This is a genomic window from Aestuariibaculum sediminum (assembly GCF_014596945.1).
In the GTDB taxonomy this organism is placed as follows: Bacteria; Bacteroidota; Bacteroidia; order Flavobacteriales; family Flavobacteriaceae; genus Aestuariibaculum; species Aestuariibaculum sediminum.
On record NZ_JACVXB010000001.1, the window covers coordinates 695,823 to 717,893 of the forward strand.

A 22,071-nucleotide genomic window follows, 5' to 3' on the forward strand; every position below is an offset into this window, starting at 1 on the left:
GTCGCAATACCATATAAGTAACAAAACATTGACTTTAAAAGTTAAAAAAGCACCATTAGCGATTAGGTGTGCTATGTTTTTATTTGCTTTTGCCTGTTTTGTATTGCCATTATCGGGTGTTGTTATGTCCATTTATGAAGGGCAAGGCTTTCACTTTGGTTTTTTAATTGGTTTATTTTTATTTGGCCTTTTAGGATTTTATTTATTACGCCTATCTCTTTGGAATACTTACGGACAAGAAACGATTAAATTTGAAACTGGCAGCATTGACTATGAAGCCAATTATGGGTGGTTTAAAGATGGTAAAAAACAAATAGGCTATAACAACTTGGTATTTTACGTAAATAAAATAGGTTACGATGAAGACAAAACAGGCTCGATTACAATTGACAACCGAGAAGACTATATAGTATCTGTCGTAAAAATGCCTGTTTCTAAAGTTGAAAACCTAATTACCGAATTAGAACTACTTCTTAATAACCATGATAATTAATCTTTTTTTAAGATTATGTAAATGATATATAAATTACTGTTAACGGCAGCAACAAGTACATGAACAGGATTTTTGGCTACATAAAAAAACACAAAATAAAATCGACGGTTTTTATAGTTCTGTTTATTGCATATTACTTCTGCTTACCTAAAACACTTTTTAAAACTACAACATCAACGGTTATTACCGACAACAAAAATAACCTATTGGGTGCCTTAATAGCGAACGACGGACAGTGGCGTTTTCCTCATAATGAAAGCGTCCCTGAAAAGTTCAAAAACTGCATTATTTACTTTGAAGATGAATATTTTTACTATCATCCGGGCTTCAATCCGGTATCCATTTTTAAAGCCTTTCGAGACAATTTACAAGCAAATACCATTAAACGGGGTGGTAGTACTATAACTCAGCAAGTCATCAGATTATCAAGACAAGGACAAGACAGAACCTACTTTGAAAAATTTAAAGAACTTGTTTTAGCCACACGATTAGAACTTGGACATTCCAAAGCAAGTATTTTATCGCTTTACGCGAGCAATGCCCCTTTTGGAGGTAATGTGGTAGGCCTGGATGCTGCTGCTTGGCGCTATTTTAATCGAGACTCAGAACACTTATCCTGGGCAGAAAGTGCCACACTGGCCATATTACCCAATGCACCCAGTTTAATATACCCAGGTAAAAATCAAAAACTCCTACTGAAAAAACGAAACCGATTATTAAAAAAGTTATTGAATCATCAAGTTATCGATTCATTAACTTACAGCCTATCCATAGCAGAATCACTTCCCGAAAAGCCTTATCCATTACCTAAAATAGCACCGCATTTATTACAACGTGTTTCAAAATCGCACAACGGAAAACAGGTAGCCACAACTCTGGATTACAACCTTCAAAACCAAACAAATTTTATTGTAAAATCGCATTACAACGCATTAAAACAAAACGAAATATATAATGCTGCAGTTTTAGTTTTAGATGTACATACCAGAAAAGTATTGGCCTATGTTGGAAATACACCTACCGATAAAGCCCACCAAAAAGACGTCGATATTATTGATAAACCAAGAAGTACAGGTAGCATATTAAAGCCATTTTTATATACTGCCATGTTAGATGCAGGAGAACTATTACCACATACATTAATTGCGGATATCCCTACCCAGTATGGAAATTACACCCCTGAAAATTTCAATAAAAGTTACGACGGTGCTGTTCCTGCAAGCAAAGCCCTTTCTCGTTCTCTTAATGTGCCTGCCGTACGAATGCTACAATCTTTTGGCATAGAACGGTTTTATCACTATTTAAAATCTTTACACCTAAAAGACCTCACATACAACACTAACCATTATGGACTTTCACTTATTTTGGGCGGTGCTGAGAGCAATTTATGGGATTTATGCAAAAGTTACGCAGCTTTGTCCTCTACATTAAATCATTTTAATGAAACATCCAGTGAATATTTTTCAAAAGAATTTTGCGAACCTACTTACTTCGCTTCGGAAGAACTAAATTTTGGTAAATTATCGAATGAAAAAACACTTTTCGATGCCGCTGCCATTTATCACACTTTTGAAAGTTTAAAAGAAGTCAATCGCCCTGAACATGACGAAAACTGGGAGTTTTTTGATAGCTCAAAACAAATTGCTTGGAAAACAGGAACGAGTTTCGGGTTTCGGGATGCCTGGGCCATTGGTACAACGAAAGATTATGTAGTTGGCGTTTGGGTTGGCAACGCCGATGGCGAAGGTCGCCCAGGGTTGGTTGGCGTACAAACTGCAGCCCCTATCCTTTTTGATGTGTTTGATTTACTTCCTAATAGTAAATGGTTTACCAAACCCTTTGATGAAATGCAGCAAATTGATATTTGTAAACAAAGTGGTTATCGAGCCTCTGCAAATTGCCCGGAACCCAAGCAACAATATATTCAAATAAGTGGATTGAAAACGCCACCTTGCCCCTATCATAAATTAATTCATTTAAATAAAACCCAACAATATCAAGTAAACACATCGTGCGAAGCATTTAACAATATAATTACTAAACCTTGGTTTATTCTTCCTCCATTAATGGCATATTATTACAAATCTAAAAATCCGTTTTACAAGCCTTTACCTGAGTTTAGAGATGATTGTCTTGGCGAAGACCCAATATCTCTGGCGTTTATATATCCAGATGAAACAAATAGCATCTTTTTGCCCAAAGATTTCAATGAAACCCGAAATGAACTCATTTTAAAACTAGCGCACTCCAAACCAGATACAGAAGTGTTCTGGTATTTAAATGATTATTACCTTGGTAGTACAACAACCATACATGAATTTGCCATTACCCCATCGCAAGGTAAACATATGATTACTGTAGTTGATGCATATGGGAATGAAGCAAAAAGGCAAATTGAAATTTTAAAATAATTTAACGCAACCTTTTCTTACGCTAAACATCTATTAAGAAAAATTAAATGAGAATATCCAGCCTTTTATTGGTCGTTTTTCTGTCTTTTTCTTGTACTTCGTCTAACGATATCCCTGAATATTGTGCGGCCGTTGATTATTTCACAACATCCTTATATATAAAAATTACAGATCAGGATGGCACCAATTTAATAGAAAACGAAACTTACATCTCTAACTATATTAATTTGGAATTTCGAGATCTTACTATTAAAAATGCTGTAGATCCAAACAAAAATTTAATTTCATTTTTAATATTTGGTGAAGAGGGAAATAATACTTTAAAAATTAATTTGGCCGAAACCGATTCGGATATTTTAATTTTAAATTTATCCACATCTACTAATGAATGCAACCATACATTCTATACTTTAAATAAAGTAACATATCAGGATATTTCCCTAAGCATTGAAAAATTAAATAATAATTACTACATAACCATTGTAAAATAGCTCTTATCTTAACGGAAACCCTTTTGCTGCCCACCACGGATGTATTTCTACAACTAAACGACCCGCTTTTACCATGGGGTCTGCATTAGCTAAACTATCCGCCATTTTTTGAGTTGGTACATTATAAATTGTTAGCCCTCTTATGTCTCCATCGTCTCCAAAAGGCCCTGAAATATCTGCGTAACCCAATTCATACATTTTGGTTAAATGCCCCAAATGCGCTTCTTGTAAAAGCTCTGCCTCCTCTTCATTTTGAGACCGTATTGGACCACTTTTTAAAAAAGCCACAAAATACTGCTGCATTAAAATGGTATCTTGTGTTTTTTCATCAACGTAATCGAACGTTTTGAAGCCTTTTGCTTTAAGGTCAGCTTTAATATCAGCTAAAGTTTTTTCTACAGGTTTTTCGATTACTTCTACCGTATCTACCTCCTCTTCAATCGTTTCTTCGGTTACTTGTTTTACTTCTTCTTTACAAGCTATTATTAGCAGTATTGTTACTAAAATTAGCGGGATTCTTTTTATTATTTCCATAGTTTAAATGGGTATTTACTTAATTGAGAGTTATAATATTTTATCTCACCTGTAATTTCTTTTCCAAGCCACTCAGGTGTTTCAAAAATGTCTTCTTTTGACTGTAATTCTATTTCAGCAACAATTAACCCTTGATTATCACCAAAAAATTCATCTATTTCAAATGTATGATTTCCTGACAGAACTTCGTAACGTATTTTATCAATAACACCTTTTTCGCAAATTTTTAATAAAGATTCAGCTTCTGCCTTTGTAATCTCCTTTTCCAACTCAAAACGTTCTAAACCATCTTTAGATGACAGGCCTTTTACAGTTAAAAAGCCCTGTTCTCCCCTAATTCTCACGCGAACTGTTCTTGCTTTATCAGTGTTTAAAAACCCTTGTATTATCCTTGTTTTTTTAAAAGCTATATCTTTAAAGTCTAAAGATTTTACTAAAAATTTGCGTTCAATTTCTACCATAATACTTGCTTAAAAAATTGTTGCTTATTTCTTTGACAAACATCAATTTTAAGATTTCTTCCTTGTAAGGAATTAGTAAATTTACATTATGCAAGGGGATTTACCAATAAGAAAAATTATTCATGTGGACATGGACGCCTTTTACGCCTCTGTAGAGCAAATGGACAATCCTGAACTTAAGGGTAAACCTATTGCGGTAGGCGGAGGTAGTAAACGTGGCGTTATAAGTGCTGCAAGTTACGAAGCTCGAAAATTTGGTGTTAAAAGTGCGATGTCGGGTACTTTAGCCGCAAAGCTTTGTCCGGATTTAATTTTTGTGCGTCATCATTTTGAACGCTACACAGAAATTTCAAGGCGAATAAGACAGATTTTTTACGATTATACCGATTTGGTGGAACCACTCTCTTTAGATGAAGCCTATTTAGATGTAACCGAAAATAAAAAAGGAAATCCCAGTGCTTCCTTAATCGCACAGGAAATTCGTGAACGGATTTTTAATGAAATTGGTTTAACAGCTTCCGCAGGTATTTCTATTAACAAATTTATAGCCAAGGTTGCAAGCGATTACAATAAACCAAACGGACAAAAGACGGTTAACCCCGAAGATGTAGTTGAATTTTTAGAACAATTAGATATTCGAAAGTTTTATGGTGTTGGTAAGGTAACTGCTGAAAAAATGTATCAATTAGGCATTTTTACAGGAACAGATTTAAAACAAAAATCTATTGAATACTTAGAAGAACATTTTGGGAAATCTGGAAAATACTATTATTACGTGGTTCGAGGAATACATAATAGCGAGGTAAAACCTAATCGAATAAGAAAAAGCTTAGCTGCCGAACGCACATTTAGTGAAAACCTTTCCAGTGAAATTTTTATGTTAGAAAAATTAGATCATATTGCCGATGAAGTTTCAAAGCGGCTAACTAAAAATAAAGTTGCCGGAAAAACCGTGACTTTAAAAATTAAATACAGCGATTTCTCCTTACAAACACGAAGCAAGACTTTACCTTATTTTATTAATGACAAGCACATCATTCTAGACACATCAAAACAGTTACTGTATCAAGAAAAACTAAAAAATTCGGTACGTTTACTAGGAATTTCGTTATCTAATTTAAATACCGAAACCAAAAAAGAGCCTGAGAAAAAAAGCGTTAGTGTACAGTTAAAATTTGGTTTTTAATATGAAATAAAAAAGCTGCCCAGTTTCCTAAGCAGCTTTAAATCTATAATAAATACTATAAATTACTTTGTAATCTCTCTCACACGTAGGGTATTTACCATGCCCTTTTCAGCAATTGGCATCGATGCTAAACTAATAACCATATCGCCTTTTTTAACATATCCGTTTGCTTTTGCAATACGATTTATATCACCAACTGTTTGATCGGTAGACACAAATTTGTCATAATAAAAAGCTTTAACACCCCATAATAAACTTAATTGTGTTAGGATACGCTTATTAGATGTAAACACTAAAATATGACACGATGGTCTCCAGGCCGAAATCTGAAAAGCTGTATAACCACTATTTGTTAATGTAGAAATCGCCTGAGCATCAATCTCATTTGCCATAATGGCTGCATGGTAACAAATCGATTTTGTTATAAAACGTCTTGTACGAACATGCGGTGGTAACTGAGGTACTTGAATTAATGGCGAATCTTCTACATTTTTTAGAATGTTAGCCATTTGACGGATTACTTGGATAGGATATTGTCCTACCGAAGTCTCTCCCGATAACATTACTGCATCGGCACCATCCATAACCGAATTAGCCACATCATTTACCTCGGCACGCGTAGGTGTTAGACTGGTTATCATCGTTTCCATCATTTGAGTTGCAATAATAACAGGTATTCTGGCTTTTTTAGCGCGTAACACCAACTGTTTTTGAATTAATGGTACTTCTTCTGCAGGAACTTCTACACCAAGATCTCCACGTGCTACCATTAATCCATCACAATTTGCTACAATCGCATCGATATTTTTAACGGCCTCTGGCTTTTCAATTTTGGCTACAATTGGAATTTTATGTTCCGTGTGCTTTTCAATTAAATCGCGTAACTGCTGTAAATCTTCAGCATGGCGCACAAAAGATAATGCAATCCAATCAACATCTTGACTAATAGCAAAAATGGCATCTTCAATATCCTTTTCGGTAAGTGCAGGCTGTGAAATATTTGTATTAGGTAGATTTACACCTTTTTTAGATTTTAATGGGCCACCTTGAATAACTTTTGCTTTTACCTCAGAATCTCCGTTGGTTTCAACAACTTCAAAAATAAGTTTTCCATCATCTAAAAGAATACGTTCGCCCGGCTTTGCATCCTGAGGAAAACGCTCATAGGTCATATAAACACGTTCTTTTGTGCCTTCAAAACGTTCGCCTGTAGCAAATATTATTTCGTCATCAGGTTCTACAACCACTTCTTCTTTCATTACCCCTACGCGAAGTTTTGGGCCTTGTAAGTCTGCTAATATTGCTGCAGAAAATCCAAATTCTTCATTCAATTCGCGTATCATTGCAATACGCTCAGCTACATCTTTATAATCGGCATGTGAAAAGTTTATTCTAAAAACATTTACACCTTCTTCCAGCATTCCTTTTAGAACTTCCTTTGTACTTGTAGCTGGTCCTAAAGTGGCTACTATTTTTGTTTTTTTATTTAATGGCATTCGCTAAAAAATTAAATTTTCTTTTGATTTTAAATTATTAATATCGACACTAAAGGCTGTTGCAACTTTTGGAATATTTAGTATACTCTGTAATATATATTTTTCCTTGTTGGAACTAAACTCGTTATCTATTTTTAAAAAATAATTAACGGCCTTGTGTTCTGGCACTAAATACGATATTCTCGTTATTTTTTCCTGCAAATCGAATAACGATTTACCTGTGTTCTTTTGATAAACTTCAGTTTTACAAGCATTGGCTACCAAATTCCAAGTGGTTAACTGCTTTCTATCCTTCCATTCAAAAACGGAATAATTTGATTGGTCTAAACTAACATCGACATCAATCGATTTACGATGCAAGTTTATTCCTAGATGTTTGTTTAAAAGATAGGCTAATCGATAATCGTCAATCGAACAATGTATCGCAATTAAAGTATAAGAGACTTCATCAAAAACATCATCAAGAACAAGTTTGTGAATAGCCATATTTCATATTAAACGTCGTAAATATAATATTTAAAAACATTCAATGCTTATAACAATCCATTAATATTTCGAAGAAAATTAACTCAAACGTTATAGTTAATAGCTTTATTGAATAAGATTTAAAGCATTTTTGATATTTTGTTCTGAAAGACAAAAAATGCACGTTTTGAGGCTTTTTCTTCAGCCTTTTTCTTCGAAGTTGCTCGGGCCTTAGCAACCACTTTATCATCTATAGATAATTTTACAGAGAAGTGTTTAACATCATCGTTACCGGTATCGTCGTAAACATTATAATTAAAAGTTTTTTTCTCTTTTTGGCACCATTCAATTAACAAACTCTTATAACTTATCACCTTACCTTCCAAACGCTCTATATCAACGTAAGGAATAATAACCCGATTGTAAATAAATTTTTCACAGAATTTGTAACCACGATCAAGAAATATGGCACCTACTAAGGCTTCGAACAAGTTTCCGTGGATATTATCGCCAAATTGACCTGGTGGAATTTTACTTTCAACCAGTTCGATTAATTTGAGTTCTTTACCTAGCTCGTTAAGATGTTCGCGACTAACTACTTTAGACCGCATTTTAGTTAAATACCCCTCATCGCCACTGGGCACTTCTAAGTACAAATGTGAAGCGATTACGGCACTTAACATGGCATCTCCTAAAAATTCTAAACGCTCATAGTTAACAGCATTACCTTTGCTGTCCTTTATATTCATTGAACGATGCGTAAATGCCTTTTTAAAATACTTTAGTTCCTTAGGTTTAAACCCAAGAATCTTATGTAATTGCATAAAAAAATTCCCGTTACGTTTAAAACGGGAATTTAATATGTTACGAATGTTTTTCATTCGGGATTTAATCTAATTTCTTGAATAATACACAAGCGTTGTGTCCGCCAAATCCAAATGTATTACTCATAGCCACTTTAATGTCACGTTTTTGAGCCTTATTCAAAGTTAAATTTAATTCAGGATCAATATTTTCATCTGGCGTTGTATGATTAATGGTTGGCGGAATAATTCCGTTTTCCATAGCCATGATAGCCGAGATCGCTTCAATAGCCCCTGCAGCACCTAATAAATGCCCGGTCATTGATTTTGTTGAATTAATATTTATGTGTTTTGCGTGTTCGCCAAACACCTCTGAAATTGCCTTAAGTTCTGCAACGTCTCCTAGTGGTGTAGAAGTACCATGTGTATTAATATGGTCTACGTCTTCAGGGTTTAGACCTGCATTCTCTAGACAATTTTTCATTACGGCTACTACGCCTTTACCATCCGGATGTGGGGCCGTCATGTGGTAAGCATCCGAAGATAGACCTCCACCTATAAATTCTGCGTATATTTTTGCACCTCTTGCTTTTGCATGTTCATATTCTTCTAGAACCAGCGCACCAGCACCCTCACCCAATACAAAACCATCTCTGGTACCGTCAAACGGACGCGAAGCGGTTTCAGGGCTTTCATTTCTAGTCGACAAGGCATGCATAGCATTGAAACCTCCCATTCCTGCAATTGTTACTGCTGCTTCACTACCTCCGGTTACAACAACGTCGCAATGTCCTAAACGAATGGTGTTTAAGGCATCGAACATAGCGTTAGCGGAAGAAGCACAGGCTGAAACCGTAGTATAGTTAGGCCCCATAAATCCATGTTTAATGGAAATATTTCCTGGTGCAATATCTGCAATCATTTTAGGAATAAAGAACGGATTGAATCTTGGCGTACCGTCACCCTTTGAGAAATTTAAAACTTCGTCTTGAAAGGTCTCTAAACCTCCAATACCAGCACCCCAAATTACACCTACACGCAGCTTGTTTACTTGGTCTAAGTCTAAGTTCGCATCTGCAATAGCTTCATCAGAAGCTACCATAGCATACTGCGTAAACTTATCCATTCTACCAGCTAGTTTTCGGTCTATGAAGTCGGTTGCTTTAAAGTTTTTCAACTCGCAGGCAAACTTTGTTTTAAACTTTTCGGTATCAAAATATGTTATAGGCGCAGCACCACTTTTACCACTAATTAAGGCGTCCCAATATTCGTTTTTGGTATTCCCAATTGGTGTTAAAGCGCCCAATCCTGTGACTACAACTCGCTTTAATTCCATAAAGTACTTGGCTTATTTTGCTTCTTCGATGTATGATATAGCTTGACCTACAGTTGCGATGTTTTCTGCTTGGTCGTCTGGAATCTGGATATCGAATTCTTTTTCGAATTCCATGATTAATTCTACAGTATCTAAAGAGTCTGCTCCTAAATCGTTAGTGAAGCTTGCTTCAGTTACAACTTCGTTTTCATCAACTCCTAATTTGTCTACGATGATCGCTTTTACTCTTGATGCAATGTCTGACATAATCTTTTAATTTTAAGTTTTAATTAGTTGGCAAAAATAAAAAACTTTATTTTTAAAACACACGTTTAGCATAAAAATGTGTTTCTAATTTACTAAATTACTTTTAAGAATTTACATTTTGCCTTCTAATTGTTAATATTTATTCTTTTTTTTGCCTTAATAAGTTTAACTCTTAATGACTTTAAATGAAACGCATTGTCATATTTGCTTCTGGAAGTGGCTCTAACGCTGAAAATCTCGTTGAATATTTCAGCAATAGCAACAAAGCTTCTGTAGTTCAGATACTTACCAATAATCCCTTGGCCAAGGTTTTAGATCGCGCCAAACGATTAAAAGTGAGCGCCCTGTCTTTTAACAAAGTGGCATTAACCGAAACTAATGATGTTTTAAAGCTTTTACAAGCCACTAATCCAGATTTAATTGTATTAGCTGGGTTTTTATGGAAATTTCCTGAAAATATTATTAATAAATTCCCTAATAAGGTCATAAATGTTCACCCTGCATTACTTCCAAAGTTTGGTGGAAAGGGCATGTATGGCATGAATGTGCATAAAGCGGTGGTTGAAAATAACGAAACCGAAACAGGTATAACTATTCACTATGTTAATGAAAATTACGATGAAGGCGCCATTATTTTTCAAGCAAAATGTGACGTAAAAGCCAACGACTCTGCCGAAGATGTCGCTGCCAAAATACACAATTTAGAAATGGAACATTTTCCAAAAGTTGTGGAGCAACTTTTATTGGAACAGAAATAATGAATTCAAATTAAGTAAGATTCAGAAACCAGTTCAAGATGACATAAATGTCTAAAAAGAAAAAATATTATACCGTTTGGAAAGGACACAAAACAGGCATTTTTGAATCCTGGAACGACTGTAAGGCACAAATAAAAAACTATGAAGGCGCGCAATACAAATCGTTTGAAACCTTCGATGCTGCGAAAAAGGCATTAAATGGCAACTACAAAGATTATATAGGAAAAAACAAATCGTTTACCAGTAGCTTGTCTCCCGAACAATTAAAAAAAATAGGACAACCTAATTACAATTCTATTTCGGTCGATGCTGCCTCAAGCGGCAACCCTGGAGTTATGGAATACCGTGGTGTAGATACGAAAACCAAAAAACAATTATTTATTCAAGGTCCTTTTGAAGAAGGCACCAATAATATAGGTGAATTTTTAGCCATTGTTCACGGATTAGCCTTTCTTAAAAAAAACAACAGCAATCGAATTATATATACAGACTCAAAAACAGCAATGAGCTGGGTTAGAAAAAAAAATTGCAACACTAAACTCGAGCGCAACGACAAAAACAAGGCACTTTTTGAATTAGTTGATCGCGCTATTATCTGGCTAAAAACTAACTCCTATTCCACTACCATTGTAAAATGGGAAACCAAAGCCTGGGGAGAAATACCAGCTGATTTTGGAAGAAAGTAACATAAACTTATACTTTCATTAGATTAAAATCAAAATTGAAATCCATTCAATTTAAGAAATATTTAAAATTTCAACATGCTTTTTTTAACTAAAAAACAACATTTTACCCTCAAAATAAATTCGTTTTTTAGTTATGAAAAGACGTATATTTGCACCAAAATTAGAAAACCTTTATGGGTAAATTAGTCATTGTTGGCACGGTAGCTTTTGACGCTATAGAAACGCCGTTCGGGAAAACCGACAAAATACTTGGTGGAGCAGCTACTTTTATAGGCTTATCGGCTTCACATTTTAATGTAGACGCAGCTGCTGTCTCTGTTGTAGGCGGTGATTTTCCACAAGAATATTTAGATTTACTATCTGAAAGACATATCGATATTTCAGGTATAGAAATCATTAAAGAAGGAAAAACATTTTTCTGGAGTGGTCGCTATCATAACGACATGAATTCCAGAGATACTATTACTACCGAGCTTAATACCCTTGCCGATTTTAACCCAGTTGTTCCTGAAAATTATCGTGATGCCGAAGTGGTAATGTTAGGAAACCTTCACCCGCTCGTCCAACTGAGTGTTTTAGAACAAATGGAAGTGAAACCTAAATTGGTTATTTTAGATACCATGAATTTCTGGATGGACTGCGCCTTAGACGAATTACATCATGTCATAACGAAGGTAGACGTTATTACTATAAATGATGAGGAAGCCCGACAGTTAACAGGTGAATATTCGCTTTTAGTTGCCGCTAGAAAAATTCATGAAATGGGGCCAAAATACGTAGTGATTAAAAAAGGAGAACACGGCGCTTTATTGTTTAACGACGATAATGTATTCTATGCTCCAGCTTTGCCACTTGAAGAAGTTTTTGACCCAACTGGCGCGGGAGACACATTTGCAGGAGGATTTGCAGGTTATATTGCAAAAACTGGAGACACCTCGTTCGAAAACATGAAAAATGCCGTAATTTACGGATCGACCTTAGCGTCGTTTTGTGTTGAAAAATTCGGCACCGAACGAATGCAAAGTTTAACGGAAGGAGAAGTTAATAAACGCCTGATGCAGTTTAAGAGTTTAACACAATTTGAAATAGAATTAGCATAATAACGCGCGCTCAAATTTGGGCGCGTTTTTAATTAGAAACGTAATTATTACGCAAAAGCGACAAACACAATACATCGAAAATGAGTGATGCTTTAAAACACGAATGTGGTATAGCCATGATTAGGTTACTAAAACCACTAGAGTACTACAAAGAAAAATACGGAAGTGCATTTTACGGCGTGAACAAAATGTACCTAATGATGGAAAAACAGCACAATCGTGGTCAAGATGGTGCAGGTTTTGCTAGTATTAAGTTAAACATGAAGCCTGGCGAACGCTACATAAGCCGTGTGCGCTCTATTGCACAACAACCTATTCAGGATATTTTTGCACAAATTAACGATCGCATAAATACAGAGCTTACAGCACATCCCGAATACGCTAACGATGTTGAAGCACAGAAAAAAAACATTCCATATATAGGTGAAGTTTTATTAGGGCACGTTCGTTACGGAACCTTTGGGAAAAACAGCGTGGAAAGCGTACACCCATTTTTAAGACAAAACAACTGGATGCACCGAAACTTAATTATGGCGGGTAACTTTAACATGACCAACGTTAAAGAATTATTCGGAAATTTAATTGAGTTAGGACAGCACCCGAAAGAATATACCGACACCATTACTATCATGGAAAAAATCGGTCATTTTTTAGATGATGCCGTTGCTAAAGTATATAAAGACCTTAAAAAAGAAGGCTACAATAAACGAGATGCTTCACCTAAAATCGCCGAAAGATTAAAAGTTGGCAAAATTTTAAAACGTGCTGCAAAAAACTGGGATGGTGGTTATGCTATGGCTGGTCTTATAGGTCATGGCGATGCATTTGTATTACGTGACCCAGCTGGCATTCGTCCCGCGTATTATTACCAAGACGACGAAGTTGTTGTAATCGCTTCAGAGCGTCCGGTAATTCAAACGGTATTCAATGTTAAGTTTGATGACGTACAAGAGTTAGATCCAGGAAAAGCAATCATTATAAAAAAATCTGGAGAAGTACGTTTTAAACAAATTTTACAACCACTAGAAAGAAAATCTTGTTCTTTTGAACGTATTTATTTCTCTAGAGGAAGTGATGCCGAAATTTATCAAGAACGTAAAATGTTAGGTAATTTGGTTATGCCTAAGGTTTTAGAAGCCATTAATTACGACACGAAAAACACAGTATTTTCGTTTATTCCTAATACTGCTGAGACTTCGTTTTATGGGATGGTAGACTCTGCTGATCTTTATCTAAACGAAAGAAAAACAGCCGCTATATTAGAAGGACAACATTCCTTATCTTCCGAAAAAATTAAAGAAATTTTATCTGAACATATTCGTGTTGAAAAAATAGCCATTAAGGACGCCAAATTAAGAACTTTTATAACAGAAGACAGTAGTCGTGACGATTTGGTAGCTCATGTTTACGATATAACCTACGGAGTTATTAAACCTGAAGACAATCTAGTTATTATTGATGACAGTATTGTTCGTGGTACCACTTTAAAGAAAAGCATTTTACGAATGTTAGACCGATTAGGGCCTAAACGTATAGTTGTAGTGTCATCTGCACCGCAAATTCGTTATCCAGACTGTTACGGCATAGATATGGCTAATCTAGAAAGTTTAATTGCATTTAGAGCAGCTTTAGAGTTACACAAAGAGAATGGTACTTATAGTATTGTTGAAGAAGTTTATAATAAATGTATTGAACAAACGGAGTTAGCCGATAAATATGTTCAGAATTTTGTAAAAGAAATTTACGATCCATTTACCGATGAACAAATTTCAGATAAAATCGCTGAATTATTAAGTCCGGAAGGTATTAATGCAGAAGTAAAAATAATTTTCCAACCAGTAGAAAATCTGCATAAAGCCTGTCCAACAAACTTAGGCGACTGGTATTTTACAGGTGATTATCCTACGGTTGGAGGTAACCGCGTTGTAAATAGAGCGTTTATTAACTTTTACGAAGGCAACAAAGAAAGAGCTTACTAATTAAAAACTAGTCAATTAAAACTAGGTTTTATTGTAATATTTACATTTAATCTTAAATAAATTGCATTTTAACTATAAAAAATGCACTTAATCTAATAAATGTAAATTTTATTTAAAATACATATACATTCGTTCTACCATAACATAAGTAGGTTAAGTTCATGGTAGATTTGGGGCAAAAAAAGGTGAACGTAAGTTCGCCTTTTTTTATACTATATACCTTTGGCATTGCATTTTATAACTTTTAGAATAAAAATCTTACCTAACTTCTTTTAAGCCAAAATTTTAACCTTTCAACCGAAATATTTTACCACAAGATTTTACTATTATATCTTTGAGTCACCATAACATAAGTAGGTTAAGTTCATGGTAGATTTGGGGCAAAAAAAGGTGAACATATGTTCACCTTTTTTATTTAATATTTTGCTAATATTTTTGGTAAATATTCGTTAAAAAACTAAAATCACCCCATTAAGCCAAGATTTTGGCAATTCAACTAATAAATTTTCTTACCCTTTCTACCAAAATTATATTTGAGTTTACCATAACATAAGTAGGTTAAGTTTATGGTAGATTTGGGGCAAAAAGGTGAACGTTAAGTTCACCTTTTTATTTTTATAACATTTATTAATCCGAAACACACACACACACAAAAAAAAAAAAAAAAAAGACATAAAAAAATCGATTGAATATGATTCAATCGATTTTTTTCTATATTGAATTAGTATTACAACTAATTACTTAGCTTCAGCATAACGTTTTTCAACTTCATTCCAGTTTACAACATTAAAAAATGCACTAATATAATCTGGACGACGGTTCTGGTAATTTAAATAATACGCATGCTCCCAAACATCTAAACCTAAAATAGGTGTTCCTCCGCAGCCAATACCAGGCATTAACGGGTTATCTTGATTAGCCGTAGAGCAAATTTCCAACTTTCCGCCCTCATGAACACATAACCATGCCCAACCAGAACCAAAACGAGTTGCAGCAGCTTTACTGAATGCTTCAATAAAACCTTCTTTTGAACCAAATTCAGCTTCGATAGCATCTTTTAACTCTCCTGATAAGTAGCCTTTACCTTCAGGGTTCATAACAGACCAGAATAATGAGTGATTGTAAAAACCTCCTCCATTATTTCTAACCGCTCCATTATTAATATCTAAATTTGTTAGAATATCTTCAATAGATTTTCCTTCTAAATCGGTTCCTGCAATTGCAGCATTTAAATTATTTGTATATCCTTGGTGGTGCTTAGTATGATGAATTTCCATTGTACGAGCATCAATATGAGGCTCTAAAGCATCGTAAGCATAACCTAATTCCGGTAATTCGAAAGCCATAATTATTTTTTTTAACTATTAATAAAATTGTTTTCCCAAATTTACATATAAATGACATCAATAAAAAATAATAAATCTTTATCCTTTCATTGATTGTTTCTATCTTGTTTTAAATTTCGAAAATTATAATGCAAACGCCTCCATTTACAATATATAATGCTTCGGCAGGAAGTGGTAAAACCTTCACGCTGGTTAAAGAGTATTTAAAGATCATTTTCAAATCAAACAGTTTAGAACAGTTTAAACGCATTTTGGCCATAACCTTTACAAATAAAGCTGTAGCTGAAATGAAAGAGCGTATCATTGTCGTTTTAAAGGAATTTTCTAATCCAGACATAATAGAGCGCCCTAATACGATGTTCGAATTGATTTGCGAAGATTTAAGCATGCAACCTCAGGAACTTCATTTAAAATCATCAAACCTTTTAAATACGATTATTCACAATTATGCTGCGTTCGATATTTCGACAATTGATGGATTTACACATAAAATAATACGAACTTTTGCTTACGATTTAAAACTTCCCTTAAATTTTGAAGTTGAGCTCGACCAAGAATCATTACTAAATCAAGCAGTAGATAGTCTTATTGCAAAAGCAGGAAGCGACAAAGCTTTAACAAAGATTCTAGTAGAATTTGCACTGGAAAAAGCAGACGACGATAAAAGTTTCGACATTGCTTTCGATTTTAATAAAATCGCTAAACTATTGGTAAACGAAAACGACATACCTTATATAGAACGTTTAAAAACGAAAACTTTATCGGATTTTAGCTCATTAAAAAAACAATTAAGAGGGGAAATGGCCACCACCAAAGAAGCCATTACAGAAACTGCAAACGCCGTATTAAATTTAATCTCTGAAAGTGGCTTGGAATTTGAAAATTTCACAAGAGAAACATTACCTAATCACTTTAAAAAAGCCGCTAAACTAGAATTAGATACCCTTTACAATAATAAACTTGAAGAGAATATTACCGAACGTAAAGGCATTTACAACAAATCGCTCGACGAAAATATTGCAGCAAGTATTGATGCTATTTTGCCAGAAGTTGAACTGTTTTACAAAATCATTAAAAAACACGTTTATCATTTAAAATTTATACAAGCATTCTATAAAAATGTAACACCTTTATCGGTGTTAAATGCAATAAATAAAGAACTTAATGCATTAAAACTAGAACAAAATAAAATGCTAATTTCTGAGTTCAATACTATTATTAGCAAAGAAATTAGCAACCAACCAACGCCTTTTATTTACGAACGCATTGGCGAAAAATTCAATCATTATTTCATAGACGAATTTCAGGACACTTCTAAAATGCAATGGGAAAACCTCATTCCATTACTCGACAATTCTTTATCCGCAAATAAAGGTACTGCCATGTTAGTAGGCGATGCCAAACAAGCCATTTACCGATGGCGTGGTGGTGAGGCCGAACAATTTATCGATTTGTTTCACGATAAAAATCCGTTTCACGTTGAAAAATCGCTTAAAAATCTTCCGGCAAACTATAGAAGTTTTAAGGAAATAGTAAATTTCAACAACCAATTTTTCAGTTATTTATCTCAAGACGTTTTTAGTAACAATATTTATAAAAACCTATATGAGCAATCGCATCAAAACCTGAGTAAAACCCAAGATGGATATGTTCAATTATCGTTCTTAGACATTCATAAAAATGATGATAGAGATGACTTATTTTGTGCTGAAGTCTTGCAAACGATTCATCGTTGTTTAGAAAACAATTATAAGTTAGAAGATATTTGCGTCTTGGTTCGCAAAAAACGTGAGGGTATTGCCGTTGCCAACTATATGAGTCAATTCAACATTCCTATTATTTCTTCAGAAACGTTATTAATAAACAATGCTCCTGAAGTTATTTTTTTAAATAATCTGCTCAAATTATTAATTCAACCTAAAAACATTGAAGTTAAAATATCGGTATTAAACTATTTAGCAGAAAAATTTAAGCTGGAAGATAAACATGCCTTTTTTATAGATTTAATGCCATTAGAATTGCCCGAGCTATTTAAAAGTCTTGAAAACTATCGCATATTTATTAATCATGAACAGTTGCTTCAATTGCCACTTTATGACCTCACAGAAACTTTGGTTAGATGTTTCCATTTAGTAGAATCTTCTAATGCGTATATTCAATTCTATTTAGATATAATACTAGATTTTTCACAAAAAAAAGGTTCGGATATCGCAGGGTTTTTAGAGTATTTTGAGGCAAAAAAAGACAACTTAAGTATTGTATCTCCAAAAGGACAGGACGCCGTTCAGATTATGACCATACACAAATCGAAAGGCCTCGAGTTTCCCGTCGTTATTTTTCCCTTTGCCGATTTAGATATTTACAAAGAAGTTGAGCCTAAAGAATGGTTTCCATTAGATAAAGATAGTTACCACGGCTTCCCTACAACATTACTAAACTTTAATAAAGATTTTGAACATTACGGTGATACTGGTATAAACATTTTTACGAGCCATAGATCCAAACAAGAACTAGATAATATTAATATTTTATATGTAGCGTTAACGCGGCCTGTTGAGCAGCTTTATATCATATCAACTAAAGATATTAATGCAAAAGGCGAGGTGAACACCAACCGATTTTCAGGACTTTTTATTCATTTTTTACAATATACAGGAGCTTGGAGTAGCAACCAGAGCACATATAGTTTTGGTTCACCCTTTAAACAAATAGAAAGTTCCAAAGCGTTACCAAATACACAAACTTACGAGGAGTTCATATCTACATCTAAAGAGGCGCATAACATTAAGGTAGTCACTAAATCTGGAATGCTGTGGGACACTAACCAGGAAGAAGCCATTGAGAAAGGAAATCTTATTCATAACATAATGGCAAAAATTATAACAGCCGATAATGTCAGTGATGCCGTAAATGAATTCTTAAATAATGGTACAATTAATGAGCAACAGGCTAAAAAATTAAATAAAATAATACTTAGTATTGTTAATCACCCCACTTTACAAAAATATTATGCCAATAACTTAAAAGTTTTTAATGAACGTGATATACTATCTAAAAGCGGTATTATTCTACGACCCGACCGATTAGTGTTTCTTTCTGACAATGAAGCTGTAATTATAGATTACAAGACTGGTATTGAAGACAAAAAACATACCCAACAATTACAAAGTTATGAAGATGTGTTAAATGAAATGAACATTTTTGTAGTGCAAAAAATACTGGTTTACACTGATAATCAAATCATTACAAAAATAGTGTAATTTACTTACAAAAAATAACCAAATTTACACTTTATGTGTTTTATATGCACTTCATCGAAAAAATTTAATTCATCTTTAAGAAACCTCATAAAGCTTTAAATTTGCCAGCTTAAAAAATTGTTTCAAACAAATCTAACACATGAAAAAAATTATTTTTATTCTGGCTTTAGCTATTGTAGGAATTAGCAACCTACATGCACAAGATGCTAATAACCCTTGGTTAATAGGTATAGGTGTAAACGCTGTAGATACTTACCCAACAAACGTTGGCGATTCAAACTTCCCAGGACAAAGCTGGTGGACTGATGAGTACTTTAACGCTACTGACCACTGGAACATGGTTCCTTACCCTTCTTCTTTAACGGTTTCTCGTTATTTAGGAGGAAACTTCTCTTTTGGAATTTTTGGTTCTTACAACAAAATTTCTAAAGTTGGTGATGCTTCAACTTACCTAGGGAAACAAATCGATGACTTCTCATACATCGGTGCAGATGGTTTCTTTAAATATAGTTTTGCAAAAGCCATTAACTCTGAAAGTTTCGAGCCTTTCTTGAAGATTGGTGGAGGATACTCTTGGATTGATAAAATTGGTGCTGGTACAATTAATGGAGGTGCTGGTTTTAACTGGTGGTTTACCAAAAAGAAAAATGTTGCTTTAAATGTACAATCTACTTACAAACACGCATTCGAAGATTACTTAATTCCTCATTTCCAACACAATGTAGGTATTGCTTATAAGTTTGGTTCAAAAGATACCGACAAAGATGGTATTAAAGACCATGAAGATGCTTGTCCTGAAGTTGCTGGTTTACCTGAGTTTAATGGTTGTCCTGATTCTGACAACGACGGTGTACAAGATTCTGAAGATGAATGTCCTGAAGTTGCTGGATTAAAAGAATTTAACGGTTGTCCTGATTCTGATGGTGATGGTGTAGCCGATAAAGATGATAGATGTCCTGACGCTGCTGGCCCTAAAGCATTAAACGGATGTCCTGATACTGACGGCGATGGTGTTGCTGATATCGACGATAAATGTCCAAACGAAAAAGGAACTGCTGCTAATAACGGTTGTCCAGAAGTTGTTGAGGATAACACTCAAGAATTAATCGATGCTCTTGCAAAAACTATATTCTTTGATTTCGATAGCGCTAAATTAACGCCAGATAATCAAATTACTTTAAACAAAATAGCAGATTTAATTGAAAGTACAGATAAAACCTACAATTTAACTATTGAAGGATATGCCGATAATATTGGTCCTAAATCATACAACCAAAAATTATCTGAAAAACGTGCTCAAGCTGTTGCCGATTACTTAACAAGTACAGGCGTAGCCCCTGCTAATGTTTCAACTGTTGGTTTTGGTGAAGATAAACCGCTAGCCGACAATAAAACTAAAGAAGGTAGAGCTGAAAATAGAAGAAGTGAGATAAAAATCAAGCTTATTTCTAAATAAACAAAGCAATATATTTTAATAAAAGCCTCATTATGTGAGGCTTTTTTTATTATATTTATTTTGTTAATAAATTTTTACAACTTAAATTTGTTTACGATTAACACTTAAAAATTAAACTTTTGAATATGAAAAATCTTAGCAGATTATTGTTCGCTATGTTGCTAGTTTTAGGCTACAACAGCATGAACGCACAAGACAAAAACAATCCTTGGCAAATTAGTATTGGAGTAAATGCCGTTGACGCATACCCATCTGGTGATGGTATTGTGGGCAGTTCCCAATTCGGTGAAACGATCTTCGATGAGTATTTTAACGTAGACGATCACTGGAACATTTTACCATCATTATCTACAATCTCCGTTTCAAAATACGTAGGAGGTGGTTTCTCTTTTGGAGTTACTGGTTCTTTAAATAAAATAGAAAAATGGGGTGATGTTCCTGGGTCTGATCCAGAAGAAGTTAACGAAGTTAGCGATTTATCTTACTACGGCGTTGATGGTACAATTAAGTACAACTTCCTTCAAGGAACGACTATCGACCCATTTCTTGGTGTAGGTGGTGGTTACACATGGATAGACGAAATTGGCGCAGGTACCTTAAACGGTACTTTAGGTTTTAACCTTTGGTTTAGCGAAAATATCGGTTTAACACTTCAATCTACTTATAAGCACGCTTTCGAAGACTATTTACAAACACACTTCCAACATAGTGCTGGTATCTCTATCAAATTTGGTGGAGCCGATAGTGATGGTGACGGTGTTTACGATAAGGATGATGCTTGTCCTGAAGTTGCTGGTTTAGAAGAATTCAATGGTTGTCCTGATACTGATGGCGATGGCATCGAAGACAGTAAAGACGATTGTCCTAATGAGGCTGGTCCTGCTGAATTCAATGGTTGTCCAGATACTGATGGTGATGGTATTGTTGACAAAGATGATAAATGTCCTACAGTAGCTGGTTTAAAATCGTTAAACGGTTGTCCTGATGCCGATGGTGACGGTGTTACCGATGGTGAAGACAAATGTCCTAACGAAGCTGGTCCTGCATCTAACAACGGTTGTCCTTACGCTGATGCTGATGGTGACGGTGTATTAGATAAAGATGATTTATGTCCGGACAAAGTAGGTACTGTTGCTAACAACGGATGTCCTGAAGTAACTGAGGCTGTTCAAAAAGCGCTTAACGATTACGCTAAAACAATCTTATTCGATACAGGTAAATCTACTATTAAAGCACAATCTGCTCAAGTATTAGATGATATCGTAGCAATATTAAAAGAATACCCGAATGCTAAATTTACAGTTGAAGGTCATACAGATAGCGTTGGTAGCGAATCATTAAACCAAAAATTATCGGATGCCAGAGCACTTTCTGTAAAAGATTATTTAGTTAATAATGGCGTAGACGAATTCAGACTTTCTGCTGAAGGTTTTGGTGAGTCTAAACCAATCGACACCAACTCTACAAGAGAAGGTAGAGCCAACAACAGACGTGTTGAAATTAACTTAGTGAAATAAATAGAAAACTAGAACTTAGATTTCAATAAATAAGTTTTGCAAAAAAC

The 22,071-nt window shown here is 34.5% G+C and carries 19 protein-coding genes; 11 read left to right on the forward strand and 8 right to left on the reverse strand.

What is annotated here, in order from left to right:
- The first annotated feature begins 28 nt into the window (after positions 1–28).
- From ICJ83_RS03175 to ICJ83_RS03185, 3 genes are read left to right on the forward strand one after another with little or no spacing between them, the layout of a single operon-like run.
- Entirely contained in the window at positions 29–493 is a 465-nt protein-coding gene (locus tag ICJ83_RS03175) for a hypothetical protein (RefSeq protein WP_188228899.1), read from the forward strand.
- A gap of 59 nt (positions 494–552) precedes the next feature.
- Positions 553–2,904 carry a penicillin-binding protein 1C gene (gene pbpC / locus ICJ83_RS03180; protein WP_188228900.1) on the forward strand — a complete coding sequence of 784 codons (2,352 nt, stop codon included), beginning with the start codon at positions 553–555 and terminating at the stop codon, positions 2,902–2,904.
- Positions 2,905–2,951: 47 nt separating this feature from the next.
- A complete protein-coding gene (locus tag ICJ83_RS03185) occupies positions 2,952–3,395 on the forward strand; it encodes a hypothetical protein (RefSeq protein WP_188228901.1) in 444 nt (147 codons plus the stop codon).
- 3 nt (positions 3,396–3,398) lie between these two features.
- Here ICJ83_RS03185 and ICJ83_RS03190 read toward each other — a convergent pair whose 3' ends face one another.
- Together ICJ83_RS03190 and ICJ83_RS03195 are read right to left on the reverse strand one after the other, a co-directional pair.
- Positions 3,399–3,929, reverse strand: coding sequence for a YciI family protein (locus ICJ83_RS03190; RefSeq protein WP_188228902.1), 531 nt, complete (start codon positions 3,927–3,929; stop codon positions 3,399–3,401).
- Entirely contained in the window at positions 3,920–4,390 is a 471-nt protein-coding gene (locus ICJ83_RS03195; RefSeq protein WP_188228903.1) for a CYTH domain-containing protein, read from the reverse strand. The genes ICJ83_RS03190 and ICJ83_RS03195 overlap by 10 nt, the downstream gene beginning before the upstream one ends.
- 88 nt (positions 4,391–4,478) lie before the next feature.
- Between ICJ83_RS03195 and dinB the strand changes: the two genes are divergently transcribed.
- Positions 4,479–5,576 carry a DNA polymerase IV gene (gene dinB, locus ICJ83_RS03200; protein WP_188228904.1) on the forward strand — a complete coding sequence of 366 codons (1,098 nt, stop codon included), beginning with the start codon at positions 4,479–4,481 and terminating at the stop codon, positions 5,574–5,576.
- Between the two features lie 62 nt (positions 5,577–5,638).
- Here dinB and pyk read toward each other — a convergent pair whose 3' ends face one another.
- The 5 genes from pyk to ICJ83_RS03225 all read right to left on the reverse strand — a co-directional run bounded on the left by pyk (position 5,639) and on the right by ICJ83_RS03225 (position 9,922).
- Positions 5,639–7,072, reverse strand: a complete 1,434-nt coding sequence (pyk, locus tag ICJ83_RS03205) for a pyruvate kinase (protein ID WP_188228905.1) — start codon at positions 7,070–7,072, stop codon at positions 5,639–5,641.
- 3 nt (positions 7,073–7,075) lie between these two features.
- Positions 7,076–7,558, reverse strand: a complete 483-nt coding sequence (locus ICJ83_RS03210; RefSeq protein WP_188228906.1) for an IPExxxVDY family protein — start codon at positions 7,556–7,558, stop codon at positions 7,076–7,078.
- A 119-nt stretch (positions 7,559–7,677) separates the two neighbouring features.
- On the reverse strand, positions 7,678–8,418 hold the full coding sequence (gene rnc, locus ICJ83_RS03215) for a ribonuclease III (protein ID WP_188228907.1): 741 nt from the start codon (positions 8,416–8,418) through the stop codon (positions 7,678–7,680).
- Positions 8,419–8,425: 7 nt separating this feature from the next.
- Positions 8,426–9,676 carry a beta-ketoacyl-ACP synthase II gene (gene fabF, locus ICJ83_RS03220; protein WP_188228908.1) on the reverse strand — a complete coding sequence of 417 codons (1,251 nt, stop codon included), beginning with the start codon at positions 9,674–9,676 and terminating at the stop codon, positions 8,426–8,428.
- A 12-nt stretch (positions 9,677–9,688) separates the two neighbouring features.
- Entirely contained in the window at positions 9,689–9,922 is a 234-nt protein-coding gene (locus tag ICJ83_RS03225; protein WP_008269813.1) for an acyl carrier protein, read from the reverse strand.
- A 185-nt stretch (positions 9,923–10,107) separates the two neighbouring features.
- On the opposite strand from ICJ83_RS03225, the gene purN reads away from it, so the two are divergent.
- The 4 genes from purN (at position 10,108) to ICJ83_RS03245 (ending at position 14,445) form a co-directional block, all read left to right on the forward strand.
- Positions 10,108–10,680: a phosphoribosylglycinamide formyltransferase gene (purN, locus tag ICJ83_RS03230; protein WP_188228909.1), complete on the forward strand. Its 573-nt coding sequence runs from the start codon at positions 10,108–10,110 to the stop codon at positions 10,678–10,680.
- A 47-nt stretch (positions 10,681–10,727) separates the two neighbouring features.
- On the forward strand, positions 10,728–11,366 hold the full coding sequence (locus tag ICJ83_RS03235) for a ribonuclease H1 domain-containing protein (protein WP_188228910.1): 639 nt from the start codon (positions 10,728–10,730) through the stop codon (positions 11,364–11,366).
- 173 nt (positions 11,367–11,539) lie between these two features.
- Positions 11,540–12,466, forward strand: coding sequence for a PfkB family carbohydrate kinase (locus tag ICJ83_RS03240; RefSeq protein WP_188228911.1), 927 nt, complete (start codon positions 11,540–11,542; stop codon positions 12,464–12,466).
- Positions 12,467–12,546: 80 nt separating this feature from the next.
- Positions 12,547–14,445 (forward strand): amidophosphoribosyltransferase, encoded by a 1,899-nt coding sequence (locus ICJ83_RS03245; RefSeq protein WP_188228912.1) that lies wholly within the window; start codon positions 12,547–12,549, stop codon positions 14,443–14,445.
- Between the two features lie 737 nt (positions 14,446–15,182).
- Here ICJ83_RS03245 and ICJ83_RS03250 read toward each other — a convergent pair.
- A complete protein-coding gene (locus ICJ83_RS03250) occupies positions 15,183–15,791 on the reverse strand; it encodes a superoxide dismutase (RefSeq protein ID WP_223154576.1) in 609 nt (202 codons plus the stop codon).
- Between the two features lie 128 nt (positions 15,792–15,919).
- Between ICJ83_RS03250 and ICJ83_RS03255 the strand changes: the two genes are divergently transcribed.
- The 3 genes from ICJ83_RS03255 to ICJ83_RS03265 all read left to right on the forward strand — a co-directional run bounded on the left by ICJ83_RS03255 (position 15,920) and on the right by ICJ83_RS03265 (position 22,024).
- Entirely contained in the window at positions 15,920–19,051 is a 3,132-nt protein-coding gene (locus ICJ83_RS03255; RefSeq protein WP_188228913.1) for a UvrD-helicase domain-containing protein, read from the forward strand.
- A gap of 139 nt (positions 19,052–19,190) precedes the next feature.
- Positions 19,191–20,507 carry an OmpA family protein gene (locus ICJ83_RS03260; RefSeq protein ID WP_188228914.1) on the forward strand — a complete coding sequence of 439 codons (1,317 nt, stop codon included), beginning with the start codon at positions 19,191–19,193 and terminating at the stop codon, positions 20,505–20,507.
- Positions 20,508–20,632: 125 nt separating this feature from the next.
- Positions 20,633–22,024 (forward strand): OmpA family protein, encoded by a 1,392-nt coding sequence (locus tag ICJ83_RS03265; RefSeq protein ID WP_188228915.1) that lies wholly within the window; start codon positions 20,633–20,635, stop codon positions 22,022–22,024.
- The last annotated feature ends 47 nt before the right edge of the window (positions 22,025–22,071 follow it).

Coding starts and splice junctions, on each gene's coding strand:
- rnc (WP_188228907.1), bottom strand. CDS start 8,418: ATGAAAAACATTCGTAACATATTAAATTCCCGTTTTAAACGTAACGGG.
- pyk (WP_188228905.1), bottom strand. CDS start 7,072: ATGCCATTAAATAAAAAAACAAAAATAGTAGCCACTTTAGGACCAGCT.
- ICJ83_RS03185 (WP_188228901.1), top strand. CDS start 2,952: ATGAGAATATCCAGCCTTTTATTGGTCGTTTTTCTGTCTTTTTCTTGT.
- ICJ83_RS03240 (WP_188228911.1), top strand. CDS start 11,540: ATGGGTAAATTAGTCATTGTTGGCACGGTAGCTTTTGACGCTATAGAA.
- ICJ83_RS03265 (WP_188228915.1), top strand. CDS start 20,633: ATGAAAAATCTTAGCAGATTATTGTTCGCTATGTTGCTAGTTTTAGGC.
- ICJ83_RS03260 (WP_188228914.1), top strand. CDS start 19,191: ATGAAAAAAATTATTTTTATTCTGGCTTTAGCTATTGTAGGAATTAGC.
- fabF (WP_188228908.1), bottom strand. CDS start 9,676: ATGGAATTAAAGCGAGTTGTAGTCACAGGATTGGGCGCTTTAACACCA.
- ICJ83_RS03190 (WP_188228902.1), bottom strand. CDS start 3,929: ATGGAAATAATAAAAAGAATCCCGCTAATTTTAGTAACAATACTGCTA.
- dinB (WP_188228904.1), top strand. CDS start 4,479: ATGCAAGGGGATTTACCAATAAGAAAAATTATTCATGTGGACATGGAC.
- ICJ83_RS03245 (WP_188228912.1), top strand. CDS start 12,547: ATGAGTGATGCTTTAAAACACGAATGTGGTATAGCCATGATTAGGTTA.
- ICJ83_RS03250 (WP_223154576.1), bottom strand. CDS start 15,791: ATGGCTTTCGAATTACCGGAATTAGGTTATGCTTACGATGCTTTAGAG.
- pbpC (WP_188228900.1), top strand. CDS start 553: ATGAACAGGATTTTTGGCTACATAAAAAAACACAAAATAAAATCGACG.
- ICJ83_RS03195 (WP_188228903.1), bottom strand. CDS start 4,390: ATGGTAGAAATTGAACGCAAATTTTTAGTAAAATCTTTAGACTTTAAA.
- ICJ83_RS03210 (WP_188228906.1), bottom strand. CDS start 7,558: ATGGCTATTCACAAACTTGTTCTTGATGATGTTTTTGATGAAGTCTCT.
- ICJ83_RS03235 (WP_188228910.1), top strand. CDS start 10,728: ATGTCTAAAAAGAAAAAATATTATACCGTTTGGAAAGGACACAAAACA.
- ICJ83_RS03225 (WP_008269813.1), bottom strand. CDS start 9,922: ATGTCAGACATTGCATCAAGAGTAAAAGCGATCATCGTAGACAAATTA.
- purN (WP_188228909.1), top strand. CDS start 10,108: ATGAAACGCATTGTCATATTTGCTTCTGGAAGTGGCTCTAACGCTGAA.
- ICJ83_RS03255 (WP_188228913.1), top strand. CDS start 15,920: ATGCAAACGCCTCCATTTACAATATATAATGCTTCGGCAGGAAGTGGT.